21 protein-coding genes are annotated in these 22477 nt (G+C 61.7%); 9 read left to right on the forward strand and 12 right to left on the reverse strand.

All coding sequences use genetic code 11. From position 1 onward, the window contains the following. Positions 1-11 precede the first annotated feature (11 nt). Complete coding sequence (locus J1G37_RS01465; protein WP_003234086.1) at positions 12-890, reverse strand: polysaccharide deacetylase; 879 nt, start codon at positions 888-890, stop codon at positions 12-14. 11 nt (positions 891-901) lie between these two features. Further along, a complete protein-coding gene (locus tag J1G37_RS01470; protein WP_207039931.1) occupies positions 902-2224 on the reverse strand; it encodes an amidase in 1323 nt (440 codons plus the stop codon). 337 nt (positions 2225-2561) lie between these two features. Here J1G37_RS01470 and J1G37_RS01475 point away from each other — a divergent pair, with 337 nt between their 5' ends. The 6 genes from J1G37_RS01475 (at position 2562) to cmoB (ending at position 9170) form a co-directional block, all read left to right on the forward strand. After that, positions 2562-3551 (forward strand): GntR family transcriptional regulator, encoded by a 990-nt coding sequence (locus tag J1G37_RS01475; protein ID WP_207039932.1) that lies wholly within the window; start codon positions 2562-2564, stop codon positions 3549-3551. A 217-nt stretch (positions 3552-3768) separates the two neighbouring features. After that, the gene (gene lon, locus J1G37_RS01480) at positions 3769-6189 is read left to right on the forward strand and encodes an endopeptidase La (protein WP_017735973.1); all 2421 of its coding nucleotides are present in this window, start codon (positions 3769-3771) and stop codon (positions 6187-6189) included. Between the two features lie 200 nt (positions 6190-6389). Next, the gene (locus J1G37_RS01485; protein ID WP_017735972.1) at positions 6390-6779 is read left to right on the forward strand and encodes a protease inhibitor I42 family protein; all 390 of its coding nucleotides are present in this window, start codon (positions 6390-6392) and stop codon (positions 6777-6779) included. A 1-nt stretch (position 6780) separates the two neighbouring features. Beyond that, positions 6781-7437 (forward strand): lysoplasmalogenase, encoded by a 657-nt coding sequence (locus tag J1G37_RS01490; RefSeq protein WP_207039933.1) that lies wholly within the window; start codon positions 6781-6783, stop codon positions 7435-7437. A 36-nt stretch (positions 7438-7473) separates the two neighbouring features. Further along, positions 7474-8217, forward strand: a complete 744-nt coding sequence (cmoA, locus tag J1G37_RS01495) for a carboxy-S-adenosyl-L-methionine synthase CmoA (RefSeq protein ID WP_207039934.1) — start codon at positions 7474-7476, stop codon at positions 8215-8217. Further along, entirely contained in the window at positions 8214-9170 is a 957-nt protein-coding gene (cmoB, locus tag J1G37_RS01500; RefSeq protein ID WP_207039935.1) for a tRNA 5-methoxyuridine(34)/uridine 5-oxyacetic acid(34) synthase CmoB, read from the forward strand. The genes cmoA and cmoB overlap by 4 nt, the downstream gene beginning before the upstream one ends. Before the next feature lie 137 nt (positions 9171-9307). Here cmoB and tadA read toward each other — a convergent pair whose 3' ends face one another. The 10 genes from tadA to lptF form a co-directional block, all read right to left on the reverse strand. After that, complete coding sequence (gene tadA / locus J1G37_RS01505; RefSeq protein WP_017734277.1) at positions 9308-9808, reverse strand: tRNA adenosine(34) deaminase TadA; 501 nt, start codon at positions 9806-9808, stop codon at positions 9308-9310. Next, complete coding sequence (locus J1G37_RS01510) at positions 9808-11184, reverse strand: multicopper oxidase family protein (protein ID WP_207039936.1); 1377 nt, start codon at positions 11182-11184, stop codon at positions 9808-9810. The genes tadA and J1G37_RS01510 overlap by 1 nt, the downstream gene beginning before the upstream one ends. Before the next feature lie 279 nt (positions 11185-11463). Beyond that, positions 11464-12207 (reverse strand): pyridoxine 5'-phosphate synthase, encoded by a 744-nt coding sequence (gene pdxJ, locus J1G37_RS01515; RefSeq protein ID WP_207039937.1) that lies wholly within the window; start codon positions 12205-12207, stop codon positions 11464-11466. Between the two features lie 51 nt (positions 12208-12258). Further along, complete coding sequence (gene recO / locus J1G37_RS01520) at positions 12259-12942, reverse strand: DNA repair protein RecO (protein ID WP_207039938.1); 684 nt, start codon at positions 12940-12942, stop codon at positions 12259-12261. 155 nt (positions 12943-13097) lie between these two features. Then, positions 13098-14000 carry a GTPase Era gene (gene era / locus J1G37_RS01525; RefSeq protein ID WP_017734281.1) on the reverse strand — a complete coding sequence of 301 codons (903 nt, stop codon included), beginning with the start codon at positions 13998-14000 and terminating at the stop codon, positions 13098-13100. Continuing rightward, on the reverse strand, positions 13993-14682 hold the full coding sequence (gene rnc, locus J1G37_RS01530; RefSeq protein WP_026136456.1) for a ribonuclease III: 690 nt from the start codon (positions 14680-14682) through the stop codon (positions 13993-13995). The genes era and rnc overlap by 8 nt, the downstream gene beginning before the upstream one ends. A gap of 147 nt (positions 14683-14829) precedes the next feature. Continuing rightward, positions 14830-15681 (reverse strand): signal peptidase I, encoded by an 852-nt coding sequence (gene lepB / locus J1G37_RS01535; protein WP_017734283.1) that lies wholly within the window; start codon positions 15679-15681, stop codon positions 14830-14832. A 5-nt stretch (positions 15682-15686) separates the two neighbouring features. Next, positions 15687-17486, reverse strand: coding sequence for a translation elongation factor 4 (gene lepA / locus J1G37_RS01540; RefSeq protein ID WP_003210439.1), 1800 nt, complete (start codon positions 17484-17486; stop codon positions 15687-15689). 151 nt (positions 17487-17637) lie between these two features. After that, entirely contained in the window at positions 17638-18717 is a 1080-nt protein-coding gene (gene lptG / locus J1G37_RS01545; protein WP_207039939.1) for an LPS export ABC transporter permease LptG, read from the reverse strand. Beyond that, positions 18710-19828 (reverse strand): LPS export ABC transporter permease LptF, encoded by a 1119-nt coding sequence (lptF, locus tag J1G37_RS01550; protein WP_207039940.1) that lies wholly within the window; start codon positions 19826-19828, stop codon positions 18710-18712. Before lptF ends, lptG begins: the two co-directional genes overlap by 8 nt. Before the next feature lie 283 nt (positions 19829-20111). On the opposite strand from lptF, the gene J1G37_RS01555 reads away from it, so the two are divergent. Genes J1G37_RS01555 through J1G37_RS01565 form a run of 3 tightly spaced genes read left to right on the forward strand, consistent with a single transcriptional unit; the run spans position 20112 to position 22477 of the window. Beyond that, positions 20112-21602 (forward strand): leucyl aminopeptidase, encoded by a 1491-nt coding sequence (locus tag J1G37_RS01555; RefSeq protein WP_124527338.1) that lies wholly within the window; start codon positions 20112-20114, stop codon positions 21600-21602. Between the two features lie 55 nt (positions 21603-21657). Continuing rightward, the gene (locus J1G37_RS01560; protein ID WP_012722396.1) at positions 21658-22086 is read left to right on the forward strand and encodes a DNA polymerase III subunit chi; all 429 of its coding nucleotides are present in this window, start codon (positions 21658-21660) and stop codon (positions 22084-22086) included. 7 nt (positions 22087-22093) lie between these two features. After that, positions 22094-22477: a DNA polymerase III subunit chi gene (locus J1G37_RS01565; RefSeq protein WP_207039941.1), complete on the forward strand. Its 384-nt coding sequence runs from the start codon at positions 22094-22096 to the stop codon at positions 22475-22477.

Below are 22477 nucleotides of genomic sequence, written 5' to 3' on the forward strand. Positions count from 1 at the left end.
TTTTTTAAGGGTCAGGTACGCGGTTGGCGGCGGATAAAGTCATCGGCGATTTCGTCAAAGGTGACGAAGCGCACGCCGGCATGGCTCTGGATGTGTTCGATCAGGCGCTCCAGCATCAGCAGCACTTGCGGGCGGCCGGAGACGTCGGGGTGGATGGTCATGGTGAACACCGCGTGTTCGTGTTCGCGGTAGACCCAGTCGAACTGGTCGCGCCACATTTCTTCGAGGTGACGCGGGTTGACGAAGCCGTGGCTGTTGGGGGCTTTCTTGATGAACATCATCGGCGGCAGGTCGTCCAGGTACCAGTTGGCCGGGATCTCCACCAGGTCGGTTTCTTCGCCGCGCACCAGGGGTTTCATCCAGGTGTCGGGGTGCTGGCTGTAGTCGATCTTGGTCCAGCTGTCGCCCTTGCGTACGTAGTAGGGGTGGAAGTCGTTGTGCATCAGGCTGTGGTCGTACTTGATGCCTTTTTTCAGCAGCAGCTCGTTGGTGACCTTGCTGAATTCCCACCACGGCGCCACGTAGCCGGTCGGGCGCTTGCCGGTGACCTGGGTGATCAGCTCGATGGACTTGTCGAGGACGATTTCTTCCTGTTCGGCAGTCATGGCAATCGGGTTTTCGTGGCTGTAGCCATGCACGCCGATTTCGTGGCCGGCGTCGGCCACGGCCTTCATCTGCTCGGGGAAGGTTTCCATCGAGTGGCCGGGGATAAACCAGGTGGTGCGCAGGCCGTAGCGTTCGAACAATTTGAGCAGGCGTGGCGCGCCGATTTCACCGGCGAACAGGCCGCGGGAGATGTCGTCGGGCGAGTCTTCGCCGCCGTAGGAACCGAGCCAGCCGGCGACGGCGTCAACGTCGACGCCAAATGCACAGAGGATGTCTTTAGCCATGGTGTGTCTCCTTAAATAGTCATTGCGGATTCGACGGACAACGCGGCGCGCAACAGGCGTGCGTCTTCCCCCGTCGGGGCGCTGAGCAGCAACCCGGTGGGCAGGCCCAGGGCGTCGCGGCCGCTGGGCAGGTTCACGCCGGGCATGTCCAGGAAACTGCCGGGCATGGTCAGGCGCAGGGTGGCGAGGTTGGTGTGGATGAACAGGTCATCGTCGGCTTCCAGCGGCGCCAGGGGCGGCGCGACGTGGGCGACGGTGGGGGTGATCAGCAGCGCGCCGTCGAGGTCGTCGAGCAGTTGCTGTTGCAGGCGACGGCGGGCTTCGATCAGGTGCAGCAATTGGCTGGCGGGCAGCGCGCGGGCGGCTTCGAGGCGGCGGCGTACGCGGGGGTCGAGGTGGTCGGCGTCGGGGCTGTCGAGCAAAGCTTCGTGCAGGGCGAAGGCTTCGAAGGAACCGAGCCAGCCGTGGTCGCGGATCAACGCCAGGGTGGCCTGGAACGTTGGGCATTCACGTTCTTCGACGAGCGCGCCGTGGTCCTTCAGTTGCTCGACAGCGCGCAGCAGGTTGTCACGCACCGCCGGTTCGACGTCTTGCTGCGCCAACACAAAGCGCTGGCCCTTGAGGCTGCGGGGCGTGTGGACTTGGCGGCGGCCATGGAACAAATCGTCGATGACCAACGCGTCGCGCACGCTGCGAGTCAGCGGGCCGAGGCTGTCGAGGGTGCGCGACAACGGGAACACCGCGTCGCGGCTGTAGCGCCGACTGCTGCTGCGGTAACCCACCAGGCCATTCAACGCGGCGGGGATACGGATCGAGCCGGCGGTGTCGGTGCCCATGGCAATCGGTACGATCCCGGCGGCAACGGCGACCGCCGAACCCGATGACGAACCGCCGGGGATACGCGCTTGATCGCTGCTGTGCGGGTTGAACGGCGTGCCGAAATGCGGGTTCAGGCCCAGGCCGGAATACGCCAGCTCGCTGAGGTTGGTCTTGCCCAGGCTGACCATCCCCGCACGGCACAACAGGCCGACGCTGGGCGCATCGAGCAAGGCCGCAGGGGCGTTGCGGCGGTAAGCGGCGCCCGCCGTGGTGATGCTGCCGGCCACGTCGAACAAATCTTTCCAGGCCAGCGGCACGCCATCCAGCACGCTCAACGGCTGGCCAGCCCGCCAGCGCGCGGCCGAGGCTTCGGCCTCGCGACGCGCACGCTCGGCGGTCAGGGAAATAAATACGCTGGGGGCCATGCTCGCGTGGAGCAGTGCCTGTTCAAGCACCTGCACCGGGTCGCTGCGACCGCTGGCGAAATCCTCGGCCATGGAAGTGGCGTCTGACATCAAGATGACCCTCACAAAACGTACATATTAATAAAATGTACATTTTACAAAGGCAGCTTTCGTGCCAGTCTCTGTGTCGCCGGTTTTGCCAAACGCAGGTTTTTCGTCCAGAGCTACGGGATAGATAGCTTGGATGGCAGGAAAAATAGTTTGACGGAAGCCGGCGCAAGGCCTTGAATGAAATAATGTATCTTTTATGAATAAGTACATTTTGGTGCAGAAAAGTAACATTCCTACATTGGCAGCCCCAAAAAAGTGCCACCGACGTGGCGCAGGGTGACAGGCACAACTTATGAGAGAATCCCCGGCCACCGTCCTACAAGCCCCTGAGAAAGCGATGAAAGCAGTGTCTGCCTCGGCCTCCCGCTACGCGATGATTCACCAGGTATTGCGTGACGCGATCGTCAACGGCACGGCCCGCCATGGCCTGGTCTTGCTGGAAGCGCCGCTGGCTGAATTGTTTGGCACCAGCCGCGTGCCGGTGCGCAAGGCCCTGGACCTGCTGCACGACGAAGGCTTGATCTGCCGCTTCAACGGCCGGGGTTACCTAATCAATCCCGAAGGCCTGGCGATGGAGCCGCTGCGCCTGCCCTTGAGCCATGCGCACCTGGGGCTCAATGGTGAAGCGGAGCTGGTGGACACGCGGCCGCTGGGCGAGCGCATCGTCGAGGAAATCGGCGCGGCGCTGTCCACCTGCATTGCCTTCGGCCATTACCGCCTGGACGAGCAAGCCGCCGCCGACCACTACGGCGTCAGCCGCGCCGTGGTTCGTGAAGCGCTAATGCGCTTGCGCGACCGTGGCCTGGTGGAAAAGGAGCCCTACTCCCAATGGCTGGCCGGGCCGCTGACCGCGCGGGAAGTCACTGAAGACTACGAACTGCGCGCCTGCCTGGAACCCGAAGCCCTGCGCCTCAGCGCGCCGGGCCTGGATCGCGAGGTGCTGGAAGCGATGTTGCAGCGGGTGCTGGACGCGCAGGACAGCCCGCAGTGCAGCCTGGAAGCCATCGAGCAGATCGAAGAGGATTTGCACCAGCGTTGCCTGGCCGGGTTGCAGAATCGCAAGATCGCTGCACTGATTCGCCAGGGGCAGAGTCCGATGATCATCAGCCGGATTTTTTACCGGCTGCTGGGGATCGGCGCGGATCCTGCCATGTTGGCCGAGCATCGCTTGATTTTGGAGTTGTTGTTGCATGGGGCGGTGGATGCGGCGGCGTTGAATCTTCGTGAGCATTTGCAGCGGGCCAGGCAGCGGATGTTGCAGCGGTTGAAGGTGTTGTCGGTATTGCCGGAGCAGCCACTGCCCTCCTACCTCCACAAAATCAGCTGACTAAACACCATTTAGAATGTGGGAGCTGGCTTGCCTGCGATAGCGGTGGGTCAGTTGGTTATGCATTGACTGACAGACTGCTATCGCAGGCAAGCCAGCTCCCACAGGGTTCGTGTTGAGGCAAATACTATGCAATATGTTGCTAACTTCACCTGACCATTGAAACCACCGCTACCCCGCCCCATCTAACCTGCATACTTCCTGATGCAGGTGCCCCATGAGCGACCAGCAAGAATTCCCCGAATACGATCTAAACGACTACGCCGACCCCGAAAACGCTGAATCCCCTTCGTCCAACACGGGCCTGGCACTGCCTGGGCAAAACCTGCCGGACAAGGTCTATATCATCCCGATCCACAATCGGCCGTTCTTCCCGGCGCAAGTGCTGCCGGTGATCGTCAACGAAGAACCGTGGGCCGAGACCCTGGAGCTGGTGAGCAAATCCGATCACCACAACCTCGCCCTGTTCTTCATGGACACGCCGCCAGAAGACCCACGCCATTTCGACACCTCCAGCCTGCCGCTGTACGGCACCCTGGTGAAGGTGCACCACGCCAGCCGCGAGAACGGCAAGCTGCAATTTGTCGCCCAGGGCCTGACCCGTGTGCGCATCAAGACCTGGCTCAAGCACCACCGCCCGCCGTACCTGGTGGAAGTCGAGTACCCGCACCAGCCGTCCGAGCCGACCGATGAGGTGAAGGCCTACGGCATGGCGCTGATCAATGCGATCAAGGAACTGCTGCCGCTCAACCCGCTGTACAGCGAAGAGTTGAAGAACTACCTCAACCGCTTCAGCCCCAACGATCCGTCGCCACTCACCGACTTCGCCGCCGCGCTGACCTCGGCCACCGGTAACGAGTTGCAGGAAGTGCTGGACTGCGTGCCCATGCTCAAGCGCATGGAAAAAGTGCTGCCGATGCTGCGCAAAGAGGTGGAAGTCGCGCGCCTGCAAAAGGAAATCTCCGCCGAGGTGAACCGCAAGATCGGCGAGCACCAGCGCGAGTTTTTCCTCAAGGAACAACTCAAGGTCATCCAGCAGGAGCTGGGGCTGACCAAGGACGACCGCAGCGCCGATGTCGAGCAGTTCGAACAGCGCCTGCAAGGCAAAGTGCTGCCGGCTCAGGCGCAAAAGCGCATCGATGAAGAACTGAACAAACTGTCGATCCTCGAAACCGGCTCGCCGGAATACGCGGTCACACGCAATTACCTGGACTGGGCGACGGCGGTGCCGTGGGGCGTGTATGGCGAAGACAAACTCGACCTGAAACACGCGCGCAAGGTGTTGGATAAACACCATGCGGGCCTGGACGACATCAAGAGCCGCATCCTCGAGTTCCTCGCAGTGGGCGCCTATAAAGGCGAAGTCGCCGGTTCCATCGTGCTGCTGGTGGGCCCGCCGGGCGTGGGCAAGACCAGCGTCGGCAAATCCATCGCCGAGTCCCTGGGGCGGCCGTTCTATCGCTTCAGCGTTGGCGGCATGCGCGACGAGGCCGAGATCAAGGGCCACCGCCGCACCTACATCGGCGCCCTGCCGGGCAAGCTGGTGCAGGCGCTGAAAGATGTGGAAGTGATGAACCCGGTGATCATGCTCGACGAGATCGACAAGATGGGCCAGAGCTTCCAGGGCGACCCGGCGTCGGCGCTGCTGGAAACCCTCGATCCGGAGCAGAACGTCGAATTCCTCGACCATTACCTGGACCTGCGCCTGGACCTGTCCAAAGTGCTGTTCGTGTGCACCGCCAACACCCTGGATTCGATCCCCGGCCCATTGCTGGACCGGATGGAAGTGATTCGCCTGTCGGGCTATATCACCGAAGAAAAAGTCGCCATCGCCAAGCGCCACCTGTGGCCAAAACAGCTGGAAAAAGCCGGCGTGGCAAAAACCAGCCTGACCATCAGCGACGGCGCCCTGCGTGCGTTGATCGACGGCTATGCCCGCGAGGCCGGGGTGCGCCAGCTGGAGAAACAACTGGGCAAACTGGTGCGCAAGGCAGTGGTCAAGCTGCTGGATGAGCCGGACTCGGTGATCAAGATCGGCAACAAGGACCTGGAAAGCTCCCTGGGCATGCCGGTGTTCCGCAATGAGCAAGTGTTGTCCGGTACCGGTGTGATTACCGGCCTGGCCTGGACGAGCATGGGCGGCGCGACCCTGCCGATCGAGGCGACGCGCATCCATACACTCAATCGCGGCTTCAAGCTCACCGGGCAGTTGGGTGAAGTGATGAAGGAGTCCGCTGAAATCGCCTACAGCTACATCAGCTCGAACCTGAAGTCGTTTGGCGGTGATCCGAAGTTCTTCGACGAAGCCTTCGTGCACTTGCACGTGCCGGAAGGCGCCACGCCGAAAGACGGCCCGAGCGCCGGTGTGACCATGGCCAGCGCGTTGCTGTCGCTGGCCCGCAACCAGCCGCCGAAAAAAGGTGTGGCGATGACCGGCGAGCTGACGCTGACCGGGCATGTGCTGCCGATTGGCGGGGTGCGTGAGAAGGTGATCGCGGCGCGGCGCCAGAAGATTCATGAGTTGATCTTGCCGGAGCCGAACCGTGGCAGCTTTGAGGAGTTGCCGGAGTACCTGAAGGAAGGCATGACGGTGCACTTTGCCAAGCGGTTTGCGGATGTGGCCAAAGTGCTCTTCTGATAGTTGTGCAGTGCCTGGTCTGGCCTCATCGCGGGCAAGCCCGGCTCCCACAGGGATCGGTGTTGTTGATGACAAATCGGTCAAATGTGGGAGCGGGCTTGCCCGCGATGGCGTCAGCCGCCATAACCCACCCCCCTCTTGTCACACCTTGTCTCATCTTCGGTTATGCTCGCCCTTCGTCGTGAATCAACGGAGCCCCCATGACCGCTGCCCGCCTGCTTATCCCCCTAAGCCTTGCCCTGCTGGCCGGGTGCGCCAGTGCCCCCAAGCAAAACATCAGCGTAGACGCGCAAAGCGCCTGCCCGCTGCAGCTCAAAACCGGGCAAAACCTGATCCTCACCCTGCCGAGCAACCCCACCACCGGCTACCGCTGGGCCATCCAGGATTCCGCCGGCGGCGTGCTCCGCGCGCTGAGCCCCGAGGTCTACAGCAGCCGTGAATCCGGCGTGATCGGCGGCGGCGGGCAATCCACCTGGCGCTTCCAGGCCTTCGCCGCAGGCCAGGGCCGTTTGCGCCTGACCTCCCAGCAACCCTGGGAACCCGAAGCCGAACCTGCCGACACTTTCGACTGCGCCATTACGGTGAACTGATATGCCATGGATGATTCTTGCGTTGATGGGCGCCGGCACCTTTATCTACGGCCTGGCCACCCACGCCACGTTACTGTGCCTGCTGGTCAAACCGCTGCCGGTCCTGGCGCTGCTGGGCTGGCTGCATGATGCACCACCCACCGACTATCGACGCTGGATCAGCCTGGGGCTGATTTTTTCCCTGGTCGGCGACGTGTTGCTCGCCTGGCCGGGTGATCTGTTTATCTTTGGCCTCGGCGCGTTTCTGTTCGCGCACCTGGCGTATCTCAAGGCCTATTTCAGTGACTGCCGGCGCTTCGCGCTGCTGCCATTGCTATTGGCCCTGGGCGTCGGCGCGGTACTGCTGAGCATTCTGATTTCCCACGGCCTTGGCGACTTGCTGATCCCCGTGGTGGTTTACGCCCTGGTCATCAGCGCCATGCTCTGGCGTGCGCTGGCACGCCTGGGCAGCGACGTGCCGAAGCGTTCGGCGCTGCTGGCGGCGGCGGGTGCCGCGTCGTTTGTGTTTTCCGACACGCTGATCGGTATCAATCGGTTTGTGCTGGCGTTCGATGCGGCGCCGTATTTGTTGATCGCCACTTACTGGCTGGGGCAGTGGGGCATCACCGCGTCGGCTTTCCATCAGACAACCCGCGCACACGAGGGCCAACTTGGCTAAAATGCCGGCCTTTCCCCCATCGTCGCCGGAACAACCGTGAGCAAAGAACCCGATCGCCTATTCGCCCAGCCCCTGCCCCAGGTGCCGGACTTCGCCTTTAACGAGGACGTGGTGCGGGTGTTCCCGGACATGATCAAGCGCTCGGTGCCCGGTTACCCGACCATCGTCGAAAACCTCGGCGTGCTCGCGGCGCAGTTTGCCCAGCCCCACAGCGTGCTCTACGACCTGGGTTCATCCCTGGGCGCCGTGACCCAGGCCCTGCGTCGCCATGTGCGCACCGATGGCTGCCGGGTGATCGCGGTGGATAACTCGGCGGCGATGGTCGAGCGCTGCCGCGAATACCTCAATGGCCAGGACTCGATGTTCCAGGAGTTGCTGCCGGTGGACGTGATCGAGGGCGATATCCTCGCGTTGCAATTCCAACCGGCCTCGGTGGTGGCGCTGAACTTCACGTTGCAATTTATCGCCCCCGACGAACGCCTGGCCTTGCTCACGCGCATCCGCCAAGCGCTGTTGCCGGGGGGCGCGTTGATCCTCTCGGAAAAGCTGCGCTTCAATGATCCCGAAGAACACGCGCTGCTCACCGACCTGCACGTCGCGTTCAAACGCGCCAACGGCTACAGCGAGCTGGAAATCGCCCAGAAGCGCAGCGCCATCGAAAACGTCATGAAGCCCGACAGCCTCGAAGAACACCGCGAACGCCTGCTGGCGGCCGGGTTTTCGAAAGTCGTGCCGTGGTTCCAGTGTCTTAACTTTGCCTCGTTGATTGCCTTGCCATGATTGATCTGTCTCCCCTCGCCCGCCATTTGGTCGGCACTCCCTTGGCCGTGTGGGCCCAAGGCCTGCAAGCGCAACTCGATAGCAAGATGGAAAAAGGCCATGGCGACCTGGAGCGCTGGCAAAGTGCGCTGGATGCGCTGCCGAAGATCCAGCCCAGCGACGTGGATTTGCTCAACGGCCTGACCCTCGACACCGATTGCGACGACGAAACCCGCGCGCAAATGCACACCGCGTTGATGGGCCTGAGCCCGTGGCGCAAAGGCCCGTTTCACCTGTTCGGCGTGCACGTAGACACCGAATGGCGCTCGGACTGGAAGTGGTCACGGGTGGCACCGCATTTGAACCTGAAGGGCAAACGCATCCTCGATGTGGGCTGCGGCAATGGTTACTACATGTGGCGCATGCTCGGCGCCGGGGCCGACAGCGTGATTGGCGTCGACCCGAACTGGCTGTTTTTCTGCCAGTTCCAGGCGGTGCAGCGTTACCTGTCAGAGCCCAAGGCGTGGCACCTGCCGTTCCCGTTCGAAGACCTGCCAGCGAACCTGGAAGGTTTTGATACGGTGTTTTCCATGGGCGTGTTCTACCACCGACGTTCGCCCATCGAGCATTTGCTGGCGTTGAAAGACACCTTGGTCAAAGGCGGCGAACTGGTGCTGGAAACCCTGGTGGTGGAAGGCGATCAGCAACAAGTGCTGGTGCCGGAAGACCGTTACGCGCAGATGCGTAACGTGTGGTTCCTGCCGTCGGTGCCGGCGTTGATGCTGTGGCTGCGGCGCGCCGGGTTCAGTGATGTGCGCTGTGTGGATGTGAGCGTGACCACGGTGGAGGAACAGCGTGGGACGGAGTGGATGAAGTATCAGTCGTTGAGCGACTTCCTTGATCCACAGGATCACAGCAAGACGATTGAAGGGCTGCCGGCGCCGATGCGGGCCGTTATCATCGCTCGCAAGTAAGCGTGCGGTTTCACTGAATAAATAGAGATCAAAACTGTGGGAGCTGGCTTGCCTGCGATAGCGGTGTATCAGTCACTGATGAGTTGACTGACAGATAGCTATCGCAGGCAAGCCAGCTCGCACATTGGTCTGCGGTGTTAGTTGGATTGTGGTTTGGCTCGGCGGGCCTTGAAGAATTCGCTGAGTACGGTACCGCACTCCTCGGCCAACACCCCCCCCTCAAACAACACCTTGTGATTGAGAAACCCCTGGGTAAAAAACTGCCCCTGGCTTTGCACAATCCCCGCCTTCGGCTCCAGCGCGCCATACACCACCCGCGCCACCCGCGAGTGCACGATCAAACCGGCGCACATGCTGCACGGCTCGAGCGTCACATACAGCGTGCTGCCCACTAAGCGGTAATTGCTGATGGCTTGCGCCGCATCACGGATGGCGACCATCTCGGCATGGGCGCTGGGATCGTTACCGCTGATGGGGCAGTTGAAGCCACGGCCGATGATTTCACCGTCCTGCACCAGTACTGCACCCACTGGCACTTCACCCAGTGCAGCACCTTGGGCGGCGAGGGCCAGGGCTTCGCGCATGAAGTCCTGGTCGCGGCTGCGGTCGATGATCGCCACGGGACGAAACTGGCGCATCACGCCACCTCGATGGCGGCCATCAGGCCGGTTTCCATGTGGTCGATGACGTGGCAGTGGAACATCCACACCCCCGGGTTATCCGCCACCAGCGCCACGCGGGCGCGTTCGTTCTTGCCCAACAGGTAGGTGTCGGTGAAGTACGGGATCACCTTGTGGCGGTTCGAGGCGATCACCTTGAAGCTCATGCCGTGCAGGTGGATCGGGTGTTGGTACTGGGTCATGTTCTTCAATTCAAAGATGTAGCTCTTGCCCTTCTCCAGCTTGGCGATGGGGCGGTCGGCGCAGGTCTTGTCGGTGATGTCCCAGGCCTGCCCGTTGATCTGCCACAGGCTCGGCGGGCGACCATCGTCGACCGAAACGGTACCGACCCATTCGAAATTGAAGTTGAGTTTCTCGGCGTTGGCCAGGTCCGGCTCGGCAATCGGGTTGGCCGGCAATGCGGGTGGCCACTCGGTCGGCGCGTCGGTATTGGCCACGGAACGGAATGTACCCAGGCGTACCGGCCCGTTGCGGATCGACAGCTCTTCGCCGGCCGGCGGTGCCTTGATCGCCAGGCAGATACGCATACCCGGGCCCAGCCAGTATTCCTTGCCCAGTGGGCGCGGCTCGATGGGGTTGCCGTCCAGCGCGTAGATCTGCGCTTCAACGTCGGGGATGTTGATACGATAAGTCAGGGTGTTGTCGAGGTTGAGCAGGCGCACGCGGGTGATTTGCCCGGCCGGCAAGTCGATCACCGCCTGGGACACGCCGTTGATCGTCGACAAGCGCCCGGCCGTACCGCCACGCGCCGCTTCACGCGGCACGCTGAAGGCGACGAAAGCGCCCTCTTCGTCCACATGCCAGCTCTTCAGGCTGAGGGTGCGCTCGTGTTTGAAACCGGTGGGTTCGCGCTCTTCGATGATCAGCGGGCCGACCAGGCCACGGCCGAGTTCTTCGCTGCTGTTGACGTGGGGGTGATACCAGTAGCTGCCGGCGTCGGGCACACGGAATTTATAGTCGAAGTACTCGCCGGGCAGCACCGGCAATTGCGAGACGTAGGGCACGCCGTCCATCTCCAGCGGCAAGCGGATGCCATGCCAGTGGATGGTGGTGGCGACCGGCAGGTGGTTGATAAACCGTACCCGCAGCCATTCGCCCTGGCGCACACGCAACTCGGTGCCCGGCGCCGACGGGCCGAACGCCCAGGCCTCGGTTTTGTGACCCGGCACCAGTTCCACGTCCAGCGGTGCGGCGATCAGCTCGTAGTCGTGGCCCGCTTCGGCCTCGGCGACTTTCCCCAGCCAGTAGCGATAGGCGCCACCGGCACCGACGCCCACTACAGCGAGGCCGGCAAGGCCACCCAGGATTTGTCGACGGGAAAAGGATCGGGACACAACAACCTCACGTATCTGCCGCAAGCCCAGGGCCTGCAAAGGGCAGATACGATACACCTGCATCGCCTAAACAGTAAGGCTTCGCATTGCCGCATGGCTGAATTCAAAGGGTTTCGCCGGGCGACCACAGTTCTGAACACACCAAAGATCAACTGTGGGAGCTGGCTTGCCTGCGATAGCGGTGGGTCAGCCAATGCAGCTTTGACTGGCTCATCGCAATCGCGGGCAAGCCCGCTCCCACATTTTTTTGATCTTCAGTGGTTTTTAGACGGTGTTAGGTCAGGCCTTGGCCGCAGCCAGGATCAGGGCCTTCATCTCGGCCACAGCACCTTTGAAGCCGACGAACAGCGCATGCGCCACCAGCGCATGGCCGATGTTCAGCTCATTGATACCCTTGATCGCCGCCACCGCTTCAACGTTGTGGTAGTGCAGGCCATGACCAGCATTGACGATCAAGCCCTCGCGCAGGCCAACCGCGACACCGTCGATGATGCGTTGCAGCTCATCGGCCACTTCGGTCGGGGTGGTGGCATCGGCATAACGCCCGGTGTGCAACTCGATGGCCGGTGCACCGACACGGCGCGAGGCTTCGATCTGGCGCTCGTCGGCGTCGATGAACAGCGAGACTTCGCTGCCGATCTGCGACAGGCGATCCACTGCGGCCTTGATCCGCGCTTCCTGGCCAGCTACATCGAGGCCGCCTTCGGTGGTGAGTTCCTGGCGGGTTTCCGGTACCAGGCAGATGTGCGCCGGGCGGATGCGTTCAGCGAACAGCATCATCTCTTCGGTCACGCCCATCTCGAAGTTCATGCGGGTTTGCAGCACATCCTTGAGCACCAGCACATCGCGCTCCTGGATGTGGCGGCGGTCTTCGCGCAGGTGCACGGTGATGCCGTCGGCGCCTGCTTCTTCGGCGTCCAGCGCGGCCTTGACCGGATCAGGGTAACGGGTGCCCCGGGCCTGGCGCAGGGTAGCGACGTGGTCGATATTGACGCCAAGAAGAATGCGATTGCTGCTGGTCACGGAAGCGCTCCTGAATAGGGAAAGAAACGCTGCACAGCATACACGGGGTTGTCAGGGCTTTCGAAACAACTCGCGACTGACCAGCGGCCGTCCGCCCAAGTGCACGGCCAGGGCTTGGCGCATCAGGCGTTTGGCGGCGGATAAAGCACCCGGCGCGCTCCAGTCGGCTTCGCTCATGGCCAGCAGCTCGGTGCCCTGGAACAGGCCCGGTTGCAGCAGGTAGACGCGCTCCAGGCCGGCGTCCACTTGCAGGCGGTACATGCCATCGGCGGCGATGGGGTCGCCATGCAGGTCGTTGGCCAGTTCGAAGCCGTAGCCCAGATCGTCGAGCAGGCGCCACTCGAAGGCGCGCAGCAAGGGTTCCAATGGACGGCCTTCGGCGAGGGCAAGCAAGGTAGCGGCGTAGTGATCGAAGACAGCCGGATGGGGGTCTTCGGCGGGCAGCAGGCGAATCAGCAATTCGTTGAGGTAGAGGCCGCTGAACAGCGCTTCGCCATTGAGCCAGGCGGAGGTGCCGATGCTTTCCAGGCGGCCGACGTTTTTCAGCTCGCCCTTGCCACGAAACTCCACGTCCAACGCCACGAAAGGCCTAGCCTGCGTGCCCGCCTTGCCCCGCGCGCTGCGCAACACTGCACGCAGGCGGCCTTGGGGCGTGAGGAAGTCCACCAGGGCGCTGGTCTCGCGATAGGCGCGGCTGTGCAGGACGTAGGCGGGTTGGCTGAGGGGTTGGGACATGGGCTCTCACTGCTGGAATGCATTGTTGAAAACTACACAAACCGAATGTGGGAGCGGGCTTGCTCGCGAATGCGGTGTGCCAGTCGACTTATCAGTGACTGATCCACCGCATTCGCGAGCAAGCCCGCTCCCACATTTTTCGTCCTGCGGTGTTCTTACAGGTCGCCGTAGCCCAGGGAACGCAACGCACGCTCATCATCGGACCAGCCACCCTTAACCTTCACCCACAGGTTAAGCATGATCTTGGAATCGAACAGCAACTCCATGTCCTTGCGCGCCTCGGTGCCGATGCGCTTGATGCGCTCGCCCTTGTCGCCAATGATGATTTTCTTCTGGCCGTCACGTTCCACGAGGATCAGCGCATGGATATGCAGGGTCTTGCCCTGCTGCTTGAACTCTTCGATTTCGACGGTGATCTGGTACGGCAGCTCGGCGCCCATCTGGCGCATGATTTTCTCGCGCACCAGTTCGGCGGCGAGGAAACGGCTGCTGCGGTCGGTGATCTGGTCTTCCGGGAAGAAGTGCTCGTTCTCCGGCAGGTGGCCGGCGATCACGCGCTCCAACGCTTCCAGGTTATGGCCGTGCTGGGCGGAGATCGGGATGATCTGCGCGTTCGGCAGTTGTTCCTGCAGCCAGCTCAGGTGCGGCATCAGCTCGGCTTTGTCTTCGATGCGGTCGGTCTTGTTCAACGCGACGATCAATGGGCCGGTGACGTACTGCACACGTTCAAGGACCATTTGGTCTTCGTCGGTCCACTTGGTGCGGTCGACCACGAAGATCACCACGTCGACGTCTTTCAACGCCGCCGAAGCGGTCTTGTTCATGTAGCGGTTGAGGGCTTTCTCGCCACCCTTGTGCATGCCCGGGGTATCGACGTAGACCGCTTGCACGTTGCCTTCGGTCTTGATGCCCAGCATGTTGTGGCGGGTGGTCTGCGGCTTGCGCGAGGTGATCGCGAGCTTCTGGCCGAGGATGTGGTTCAGCAGCGTGGACTTGCCCACGTTCGGGCGGCCGACGATGGCAACATAGCCACAGCGTGTTGCGGTTGAATCAGTCATGGCCATTCTCCACGCCCAGGGCAATCAGTGCTGCAGCGGCCGCTACCTGTTCGGCAATACGACGGCTCACACCCTGACCTCGGCTTTTTTCGTTCAGTAAGGTGATTTCACATTCCACGAAGAACACGCGGCAATGGGGCTCACCCTGGATATCCACCACTTCGTAGCGTGGCAGTTCGCAACCACGGGACTGCAGGAATTCCTGCAGGCGGGTCTTGGGATCTTTGTTGGTATCGACCAGCGTGAGGCTTTCGATCTCGGAGGTCAGCCACGCGGTGACGCGTTCCTTGGCTGCTTCCATACCTGCATCGAGGTAGATCGCGCCGATCAGCGCTTCAAGGGCATCGGCAAGGATCGACTCGCGGCGGAAACCACCGCTCTTCAGCTCGCCAGAGCCCAGGCGCAGGTACTCGCCCAGGCCGAAACCACGGGCCAGCACGGCCAGGGTCTCGCCCTTCACCAGGCGTGCGCGCAGGCGTGACAACTGGCCTTCACGGGCTTGCGGGAAGCGCTCGAACAGCGCCTCACCGGCGACGAAATTGAGGATGGCATCACCGAGGAATTCCAGGCGTTCGTTGTTACGCCCTGCAAAGCTGCGGTGTGTGAGGGCAAGGACCATCAATTCCTGGTCCTTGAAGGTGTAGCCGAGCAGACGCTCGAGACGTGCTAGAGAAACGGTCACGGTTTACCCATATCTGTGTGGTGGCACCGGCGGCCATCGACGATTGACGCAGTGTTCAAATTCAAATCCTGGTTGGTGCAGCATGGGGCCGGAATTTGTCCAAGCCCCAGAAAAGCATTCGGCGCTGTGTTCACAGCGCCGCCTGTATTACTTGATCAGCCCGACTCGCGAGAAGTTCGGCAAGTGGCTGAGCTTGGACTCCGGCCAACTCATCCAGACCGCGAAGGCCTTGCCGACGATATTCTCGTCGGGAACCATGCCCAGCATGTCCTTGGGAATGTTGGGATCGTTCCAATAGCGGCTGTCATTGGAGTTGTCACGGTTGTCGCCCATCATGAAGTAGTGCCCGGCCGGCACTTTCCACTCGCCATCAGGCTGGCGGTAGCGCGACATTTCCTTGCGGATCTCGTGCTCCACCGCGCCGAGTTTCTCCTGGTACAGCTCGGCGCTGCCCAGGGAGTTCGGCTCGGAACCGATCAGCTTCTCAGCCACCGATTCACCATTGATGAACAGGCGCTTGTCGCCGGTGTAGCGGATCACGTCGCCCGGCAGGCCGATCACACGCTTGATGTAGTTGACGTTCGGGTCGCTCGGGAAGCGGAACACCATCACATCGCCGCGTTGCGGGTCGCCGACTTCAATGACCTTCTTGTCGATCACCGGCAGGCGAATGCCGTAGGCAAACTTGTTCACCAGGATGAAGTCGCCCACGTCCAGGGTAGGTTTCATCGACCCCGAAGGGATCTGAAACGGCTCTACCAGGAACGAGCGCAACACCAGCACGATGAACAGCACCGGAAAGAACGACTTGCCGTATTCAACCAGCAAGGGCTCTTTGTTCAGCTTCTCGACCACCACGGCATCGGGCTGGCTGACGCTGCCCTGATAGGACGCGATAGCCGCCCGCCGACGCGGGGCGAAGAACACCAGATCGAGCAACGCCAGGAGACCACAGACGGCAACGGCGATGACCAGCAACAGCGGGAAATTTAGTGACATAGGACCTAACTATCCAACCTGAGCACCGCAAGGAAGGCTTCTTGTGGAATTTCCACGTTGCCCACTTGCTTCATGCGTTTTTTACCGGCCTTTTGCTTCTCAAGCAGCTTGCGCTTACGGCTTACGTCACCGCCGTAGCATTTGGCCAGTACGTTCTTTCTGAGAGCCTTGACGGAGGTCCGTGCAATGATCTGCCCGCCAATGGCGGCCTGGATCGCGACGTCGAACATCTGGCGCGGAATCAGTTCTTTCATCTTCTCGGTCAACTGGCGACCTTTGTAGTGCGCGTTGTCCTTGTGCACGATGAGTGCCAGGGCATCGACCTTGTCGCCGTTGATCAGCACATCCAGTTTCACCAGATTAGCCGATTGGTAACGGTCGAAGTGGTAATCCAGCGAAGCATAGCCGCGACTGGTGGATTTGAGACGGTCGAAGAAGTCCAGGACCACTTCGTTCATCGGCAGATCGTAGGTCACTTGCACCTGGGTACCGAGGAACAGCATGTCGTGCTGCACGCCACGCTTCTCGATACACAGGGTGATCACGTTGCCCAGGTGCTCTTGTGGCACGAGGATGTTGGCCCGCACGATCGGCTCGCGCATGTCTTCGATGGAAGACAGGTCTGGCAGCTTGGACGGGTTGTCGACGTAAATCGTTTCACCGGTTTTCAACGCCAGCTCAAAAATAACCGTTGGCGCGGTGGTGATCAGGTCCAGGTCGTATTCGCGCTCCAGGCGCTCCTGGATGATCTCCATGTGCAGCATGCCGAGGAACCCGCAACGGAAGCCGAAGCCCAGGGCGTCGGAGCTTTCCGGGGTGTACTGCAACGAAGAGTCGTTGAGGGTCAGCTTTTGCAGGGCTTCGCGGAAGTCTTCGAAGTCGTCGGAGCTGACCGGGAACAGACCGGCGTAGACCTGCGGCTGGATGCGCTTGAAGCCTGGCAGCACGTCAACGTCGGGGGTGGAGCTCAAGGTCAGGGTGTCACCGACCGGTGCACCGTGAATGTCCTTGATACCGGCAATGATAAAGCCCACTTCACCGGCTTTCAGATCGGTGGTCGCGGTGTGTTTCGGGTTGAATACACCGACGCTGTCCACCAGGTGGATCTTGCCGGTGGATTTGACCAGGATCTTGTCGCCTTTCTTCACACGGCCGTGGCGCACGCGCACCAGGGACACAACGCCCAGGTAGTTGTCGAACCAGGAGTCGATGATCAACGCTTGCAGCGGATCTTCGTAGTTGCCGGTCGGCGCGGGGATGGTCTTGACCAGGCGCTCGAGCACTTCGTCGACGCCCAGGCCGGTCTTGGCGCTGCACTCGACGGCGTCGGTGGCGTCAATGCCGATGATTTTTTCGATTTCTTCTTTGACGCGGTCTGGATCGGCCTGTGGCAGGTCGATCTTGTTCAGCACCGGCATCACTTCCAGGCCCTGCTCGATCGCGGTGTAGCAGTTGGCGACGGACTGGGCTTCAACACCCTGGCCGGCGTCCACCACCAGCAAGGCGCCTTCGCAGGCAGCCAGCGAGCGGCTGACTTCGTAGGTGAAGTCAACGTGGCCGGGGGTGTCGATGAAGTTCAACTGGTACTTGATACCGTCTTTGGCGGTGTAGTACAGGGTAACGCTGTGGGCCTTGATGGTGATGCCGCGCTCACGCTCGAGGTCCATGGAGTCCAGGACCTGGGCTTCCATTTCACGCTCGGCAAGGCCACCGCACATTTGAATGAACCGGTCGGCCAGCGTCGACTTGCCATGGTCAATGTGGGCGATGATGGAGAAATTGCGGATATGACTCAAATCACTCACGGATCAACACTCAAAAAGGCTGCAGGCAGATTGCCCGCTGAAAAATAGCCGGGAATTGTACCTGATGCTCTGCCCGGGCGTCATCTTTGCTGACCAGAACAAAAATGCCCCGATCTCTCGACCGGGGCATTTTTTGCTCATAAGCGTGCTATCAACCGGCTCGGCGCAACAGCCAGAACCCGGCCACGGCACAGATCGCGGTCGGCACCAGCACCGCAAACAGCGGCGAGAACCCGAACACCAGGCTCGACGGACCGAGCAGGTCCTGGGCGATGCGGAAGGTGAAACCTACCAATACGCCGGTAAACACGCGCTGGCCGAGGGTCACGGAGCGCAATGGGCCGAAGATGAACGAAATCGCCATCAGCACCAGAGCCGCGGTCACGACCGGCTGCAACACCTTGACCCAAAACGCCAGCCAGTAACGACCGTTGTTCAGGCCCTGCTCCTTCAAGTAGTGGATATAGCTCCACAGCCCAGAGATCGGCAGGCTTTCAGGGATCATCACCACGGTATTGAGCAGTTCCGGCTTGAGGGCAATGTCCCACGCCTCGGTCGGTGCGTTGATCACTTCGGTGCTGGACTTGGTGCCCTGGCCCGCGTTGCGGAAATAAGTCGTGGTGATGTCGGTCAGTTCCCACTTCTCGGCGCTGTACTGCGCACGTTTGGCGAAACTGGACGACAGCAGGTGGCGCTCCTTGTCGAACGTGTAGCGCGTCACACCAATCAACAGGCCACCGGGTTGCACGGCGTTGATGTGGATGAACTCGTCACCCTGGCGGTGCCACAGGCCATGCTTGGAGCTTTGTGCATCCCCCGAACCCTGGGCCAGGGCGCGATTGGCCTGGGCCGTGGTTTCGGCCGGTGGCGCGACGTACTCGCCGATCAGCACGCTGCACAGCATCAGCAGCAGCATCGGCTTCATCACGGCCCAGACGATGCGGCCGATGGAAACCCCGGCGGCACGCATGATGGTCAGTTCGCTGTTGCTGGCCAGGCTGCCCAGGCCGATCAGGCAACCGATCAGCGCGGCCATCGGCATCATGTCGTAGAGGCGGCGCGGCGCGGTGAGCGCCACGTAGCTCAGCACGTCCCACACGGTGTAGGTGTCGGTGACGTTGCCGACTTCATCGATGAAGGCGAACAACGAGGCCAGGCCCAGGATGATGCCCAATACCGCCAGGATGGCGATCAGTACGCTGCTACCAATGTAGCGATCGAGCTTAGCCACGAGCCAACTCCTTCTGGCCACGACGGCTCAACATTTTCAGACGGATAGGTTCCCAGTAGAGCAGCCCGAGGCCGATCACCAGGAAGATCCCGTGAACCCACCACAGGCCCAGGGTCGGCGACAGCTTGCCCTTCTCCAGGGAGCCACGGGCGGAAATCAGGATGGTCAGGTAGGCCATGTACAGCAGGATCGCCGGCAACAGCTTGAGGAAACGACCCTGGCGCGGGTTGACGCGCGACAGCGGCACGGCCATCAGGGTCACGATAAACACCAGCAGCGGCAGGGAAATCCGCCATTGCAGCTCGGCGATGGAACGCAGTTCCTTGCTGCCAAACAGTTCGGCGGTCGGAATCGCATCGCGGTCGGTGACTTCGTCGCTGACGTCCGGGCGCGCCAGCAGCACGCCGTAGGTCTCGTACTTGATCGCACGGTAATCGGCCATGCCGGGGCTGCCGTCATAGCGGTAGCCGTTTTCCAGGATCAGGTAGCGGCTGCCGTCGGGCCGTATTTCCTGGCGGCCGGAGTCGGCCACCAATACGGAGATGCCACGGTCTTTCTTGTCCTGGCCCAGGCGTTTCTCGGAGATGAACACCCCGCCGAGGTTGGCGCGGTCTTCAGTCATGGTTTCGGTGTAGGTGACCCGCGTGCCGTCATTGAGCGCCTGGAAGCGGCCCGGTTCGAGGGTATCGAACTCGGTCATGGCGTCCTGTTTGTTCAGCACCAACTGGAATTGCATGGCACCTTGCGGCGCCAGGCTCAGGCTAAGCCAGGCCACGATCAGCGCCACACCTGCGGCCGGGATCATGGTCATGCCCAGCAGGCGTTGCTGGCTCATGCCGGTGGCCGATAGCACGGTCATTTCGCTTTCGAGGTACAGGCGGCCATAAGCCAGCAAGATCCCGAGGAACAGGCCCAGGGGCAGGATCAGCTGCAGGAACCCCGGCAGGCGAAAGCCCATGATCAGGAACAACGAGCCTGGGTCCAGGGCGCCAGAAGCGGCCTGGGCCAGGTATTTGACGAAACGACCACTCATGATGATGACCAGCAATACCGCACTCACGGCACTCAGGGTCAACAGGACTTCGCGGGACAGATAACGGAAGACGATCAAACCAGACACTCCAGGGTTGTCAGGCTAAGGCGGCCAAACAAGCAAGCATACCGAGTCAGCCCGTTTGAAGGGGCTGGCTAAAAAGATGGCGCATTATCCTGTGATTGGCCGCGCCTGTCACGGAGCATGCTCATTGACGGGGACAAAGCTTACGCCAAGGGTTGTCAGGCTCCGCCGCCGAGGTTCAAACTGCGGCCTTTGTCGCTGGCGGTTTACACAGCTGCCAAGCATTAAAGCCTGCGTACAGACGCAAGGCTCTCAGACCTTAATAAGGGACCCGAAAATGGAATTGGTTGTAAAAAGCGTTAGCCCCGAAACGTTGAAAACCGCCACCCTCGTGGTCGCCATCGGCGAAGGCCGCAAACTCGGCGTTGCCGCCAAACAACTCGACGAACTGAGCGGCGGCGCCATCAGCGCCATCCTCAAGCGCGGCGACCTGGCCGGCAAAGTCGGCCAGAGCCTGCTGCTGCAAAGCCTGCCAAACCTCAAGGCCGACCGCGTATTGCTGGTGGGCGTGGGCAAGGACGCCGAACTGGGCGACCGCCCGTTCCGCAAGATCATCAGCGGCATCCTCACCACCCTCAAGGGCCTGGGCGGCAGCGATGCCACGCTGGCGCTGGACGAAGTCGTGGTCAAGGGCCGCGACAGCTACGGCAAGACCCGCCTGCTGGCCGAGAGCCTGGTCGACGGCGGCTATATCTTCGACGAGTTCAAGAGCACCAAGGCCGAACCGCGAGCCCTGAAGAAAATCACTCTGCTGACCATCAAGGCCGCCCAGGCTGAAGTGCAGCGCGCCGTGACCCACGCCACCGCCATCGCCAACGGCATGTCGTTCACCCGCGACCTGGGCAACCTGCCGCCGAACATCTGCCATCCGACTTTCCTCGGCGAACAGGCCAAGGCATTGGGTAAAGAGTTCAAGGGCCTCAAAGTCGAAGTCCTCGACGAGAAGAAGATCAAGGAACTGGGCATGGGCTCGTTCTATGCCGTGGGCCAGGGCAGCGACCAGCCGCCACGCCTGATCGTGATGCAATACAACGGCGGCAAGAAGGCCGACAAACCTTACGCCCTGGTGGGTAAAGGCATCACCTTCGACACCGGCGGCATCAGCCTCAAGCCAGGCGCCGGCATGGATGAAATGAAGTACGACATGGGCGGCGCCGCCAGCGTATTCGGCACCCTGCGTGCCGTGCTGGAGCTCAAGCTGCCGATCAACCTGGTGTGCATCCTGGCCTGCGCCGAGAACATGCCAAGCGGCGGCGCGGCGCGTCCGGGCGACATCGTCACCACCATGAGCGGCCAGACCGTCGAGATCCTCAACACCGACGCCGAAGGCCGCCTGGTGCTGTGCGATGCCCTGACCTACGCCGAGCGCTTCAAGCCGCAAGCCGTGATCGACATCGCCACCCTGACCGGCGCGTGCATCGTCGCCCTGGGTTCCCACACTTCGGGCCTGCTGGGCAACAACGACGAGCTGATCGAGCAACTGCTCAGCGCCGGCAAGGCCGCCGACGACCGCGCCTGGCAACTGCCGCTGTTCGACGAGTACCAGGAACAGCTGGACAGCCCGTTCGCCGACATCGCCAACATTGGCGGCCCGAAAGCCGGCACCATCACTGCGGCCTGCTTCCTGTCGCGTTTTGCCAAGAACTTCAACTGGGCGCACCTGGACATCGCCGGTACGGCCTGGACCAGCGGCGGCAAGGACAAGGGCGCCACTGGCCGTCCGGTCCCCTTGTTGACCCAGTACCTGCTGGATCGCGCCAAGGCCTGAAAATGAGAACACCAGGGCGGCCTTTATAAAGCCGCCCTGGGTTCCAGGAACCGCAATGACCCAAGTCGACTTCTATATATTGCCCAGCGCCGACCCGCTCGCGCGCCTGGACTTTGCCTGCAAACTCACCGAAAAAGCCTGGCGCATGGGCCACCGCATCTACCTGCATTGCAGCGATGCCGCCCAACGCGACGAGCTCGACGCCCGCCTGTGGCGCTTCAAGGGCGAAAGCTTCGTGCCCCACGGCCCCGCCGAATCCGAACCCGAAGGCCTGGTTGTACTGGGTTTGGGCGACAGTTGCGGCGATCACCATGACCTGCTGGTCAACCTGGACCTGAAAGTACCGCCGTTCGCCAAGGCGTTTGCCCGCGTGGCAGAGGTGGTGGTGGAAGATCCGGCTATTCGTCAGGCCGCGCGGGAGAGTTTCCGTTTCTATCGCGAACAGGGCTATCCTTTGCAGGATCACCGGCTACAACGACTTTGAGTAAATGATGGACACGCCCAACCCTACAAAAAAAGACGACCACCTGCTGGACGACCTCGAGTCGATCCGCCAGTTGCTCGGTGATGATGACTTGCAACCGCCGCTATTGACCGATTCGGTCGATCCAGAGGTACAGATTCCGCTGTTGTTCGATATGGTCGGCGCCAAGGCCGCTGCGCCGGAGCCGGTTGCCGCCGCTGTCGAACCCGCCCCCGTCCCCGCCGAAAAAGGCCCGGACGCCCTGCTGCTGCACCTGGACAACGAACTGCGCGCCGCCGCGCAACTGATCATGCAAGACGTGATCGACGACTTCGCCCCGCATATCGAGACCGAGATCAAGCGCCGGCTGGATGCGCGGATGGAGCGGTTGCTCAGCCAATATCAGTCTTGA

The sequence above is a fragment of the Pseudomonas sp. Marseille-Q1929 genome (assembly GCF_017316265.1).
Classification (GTDB): domain Bacteria; phylum Pseudomonadota; class Gammaproteobacteria; order Pseudomonadales; family Pseudomonadaceae; genus Aquipseudomonas.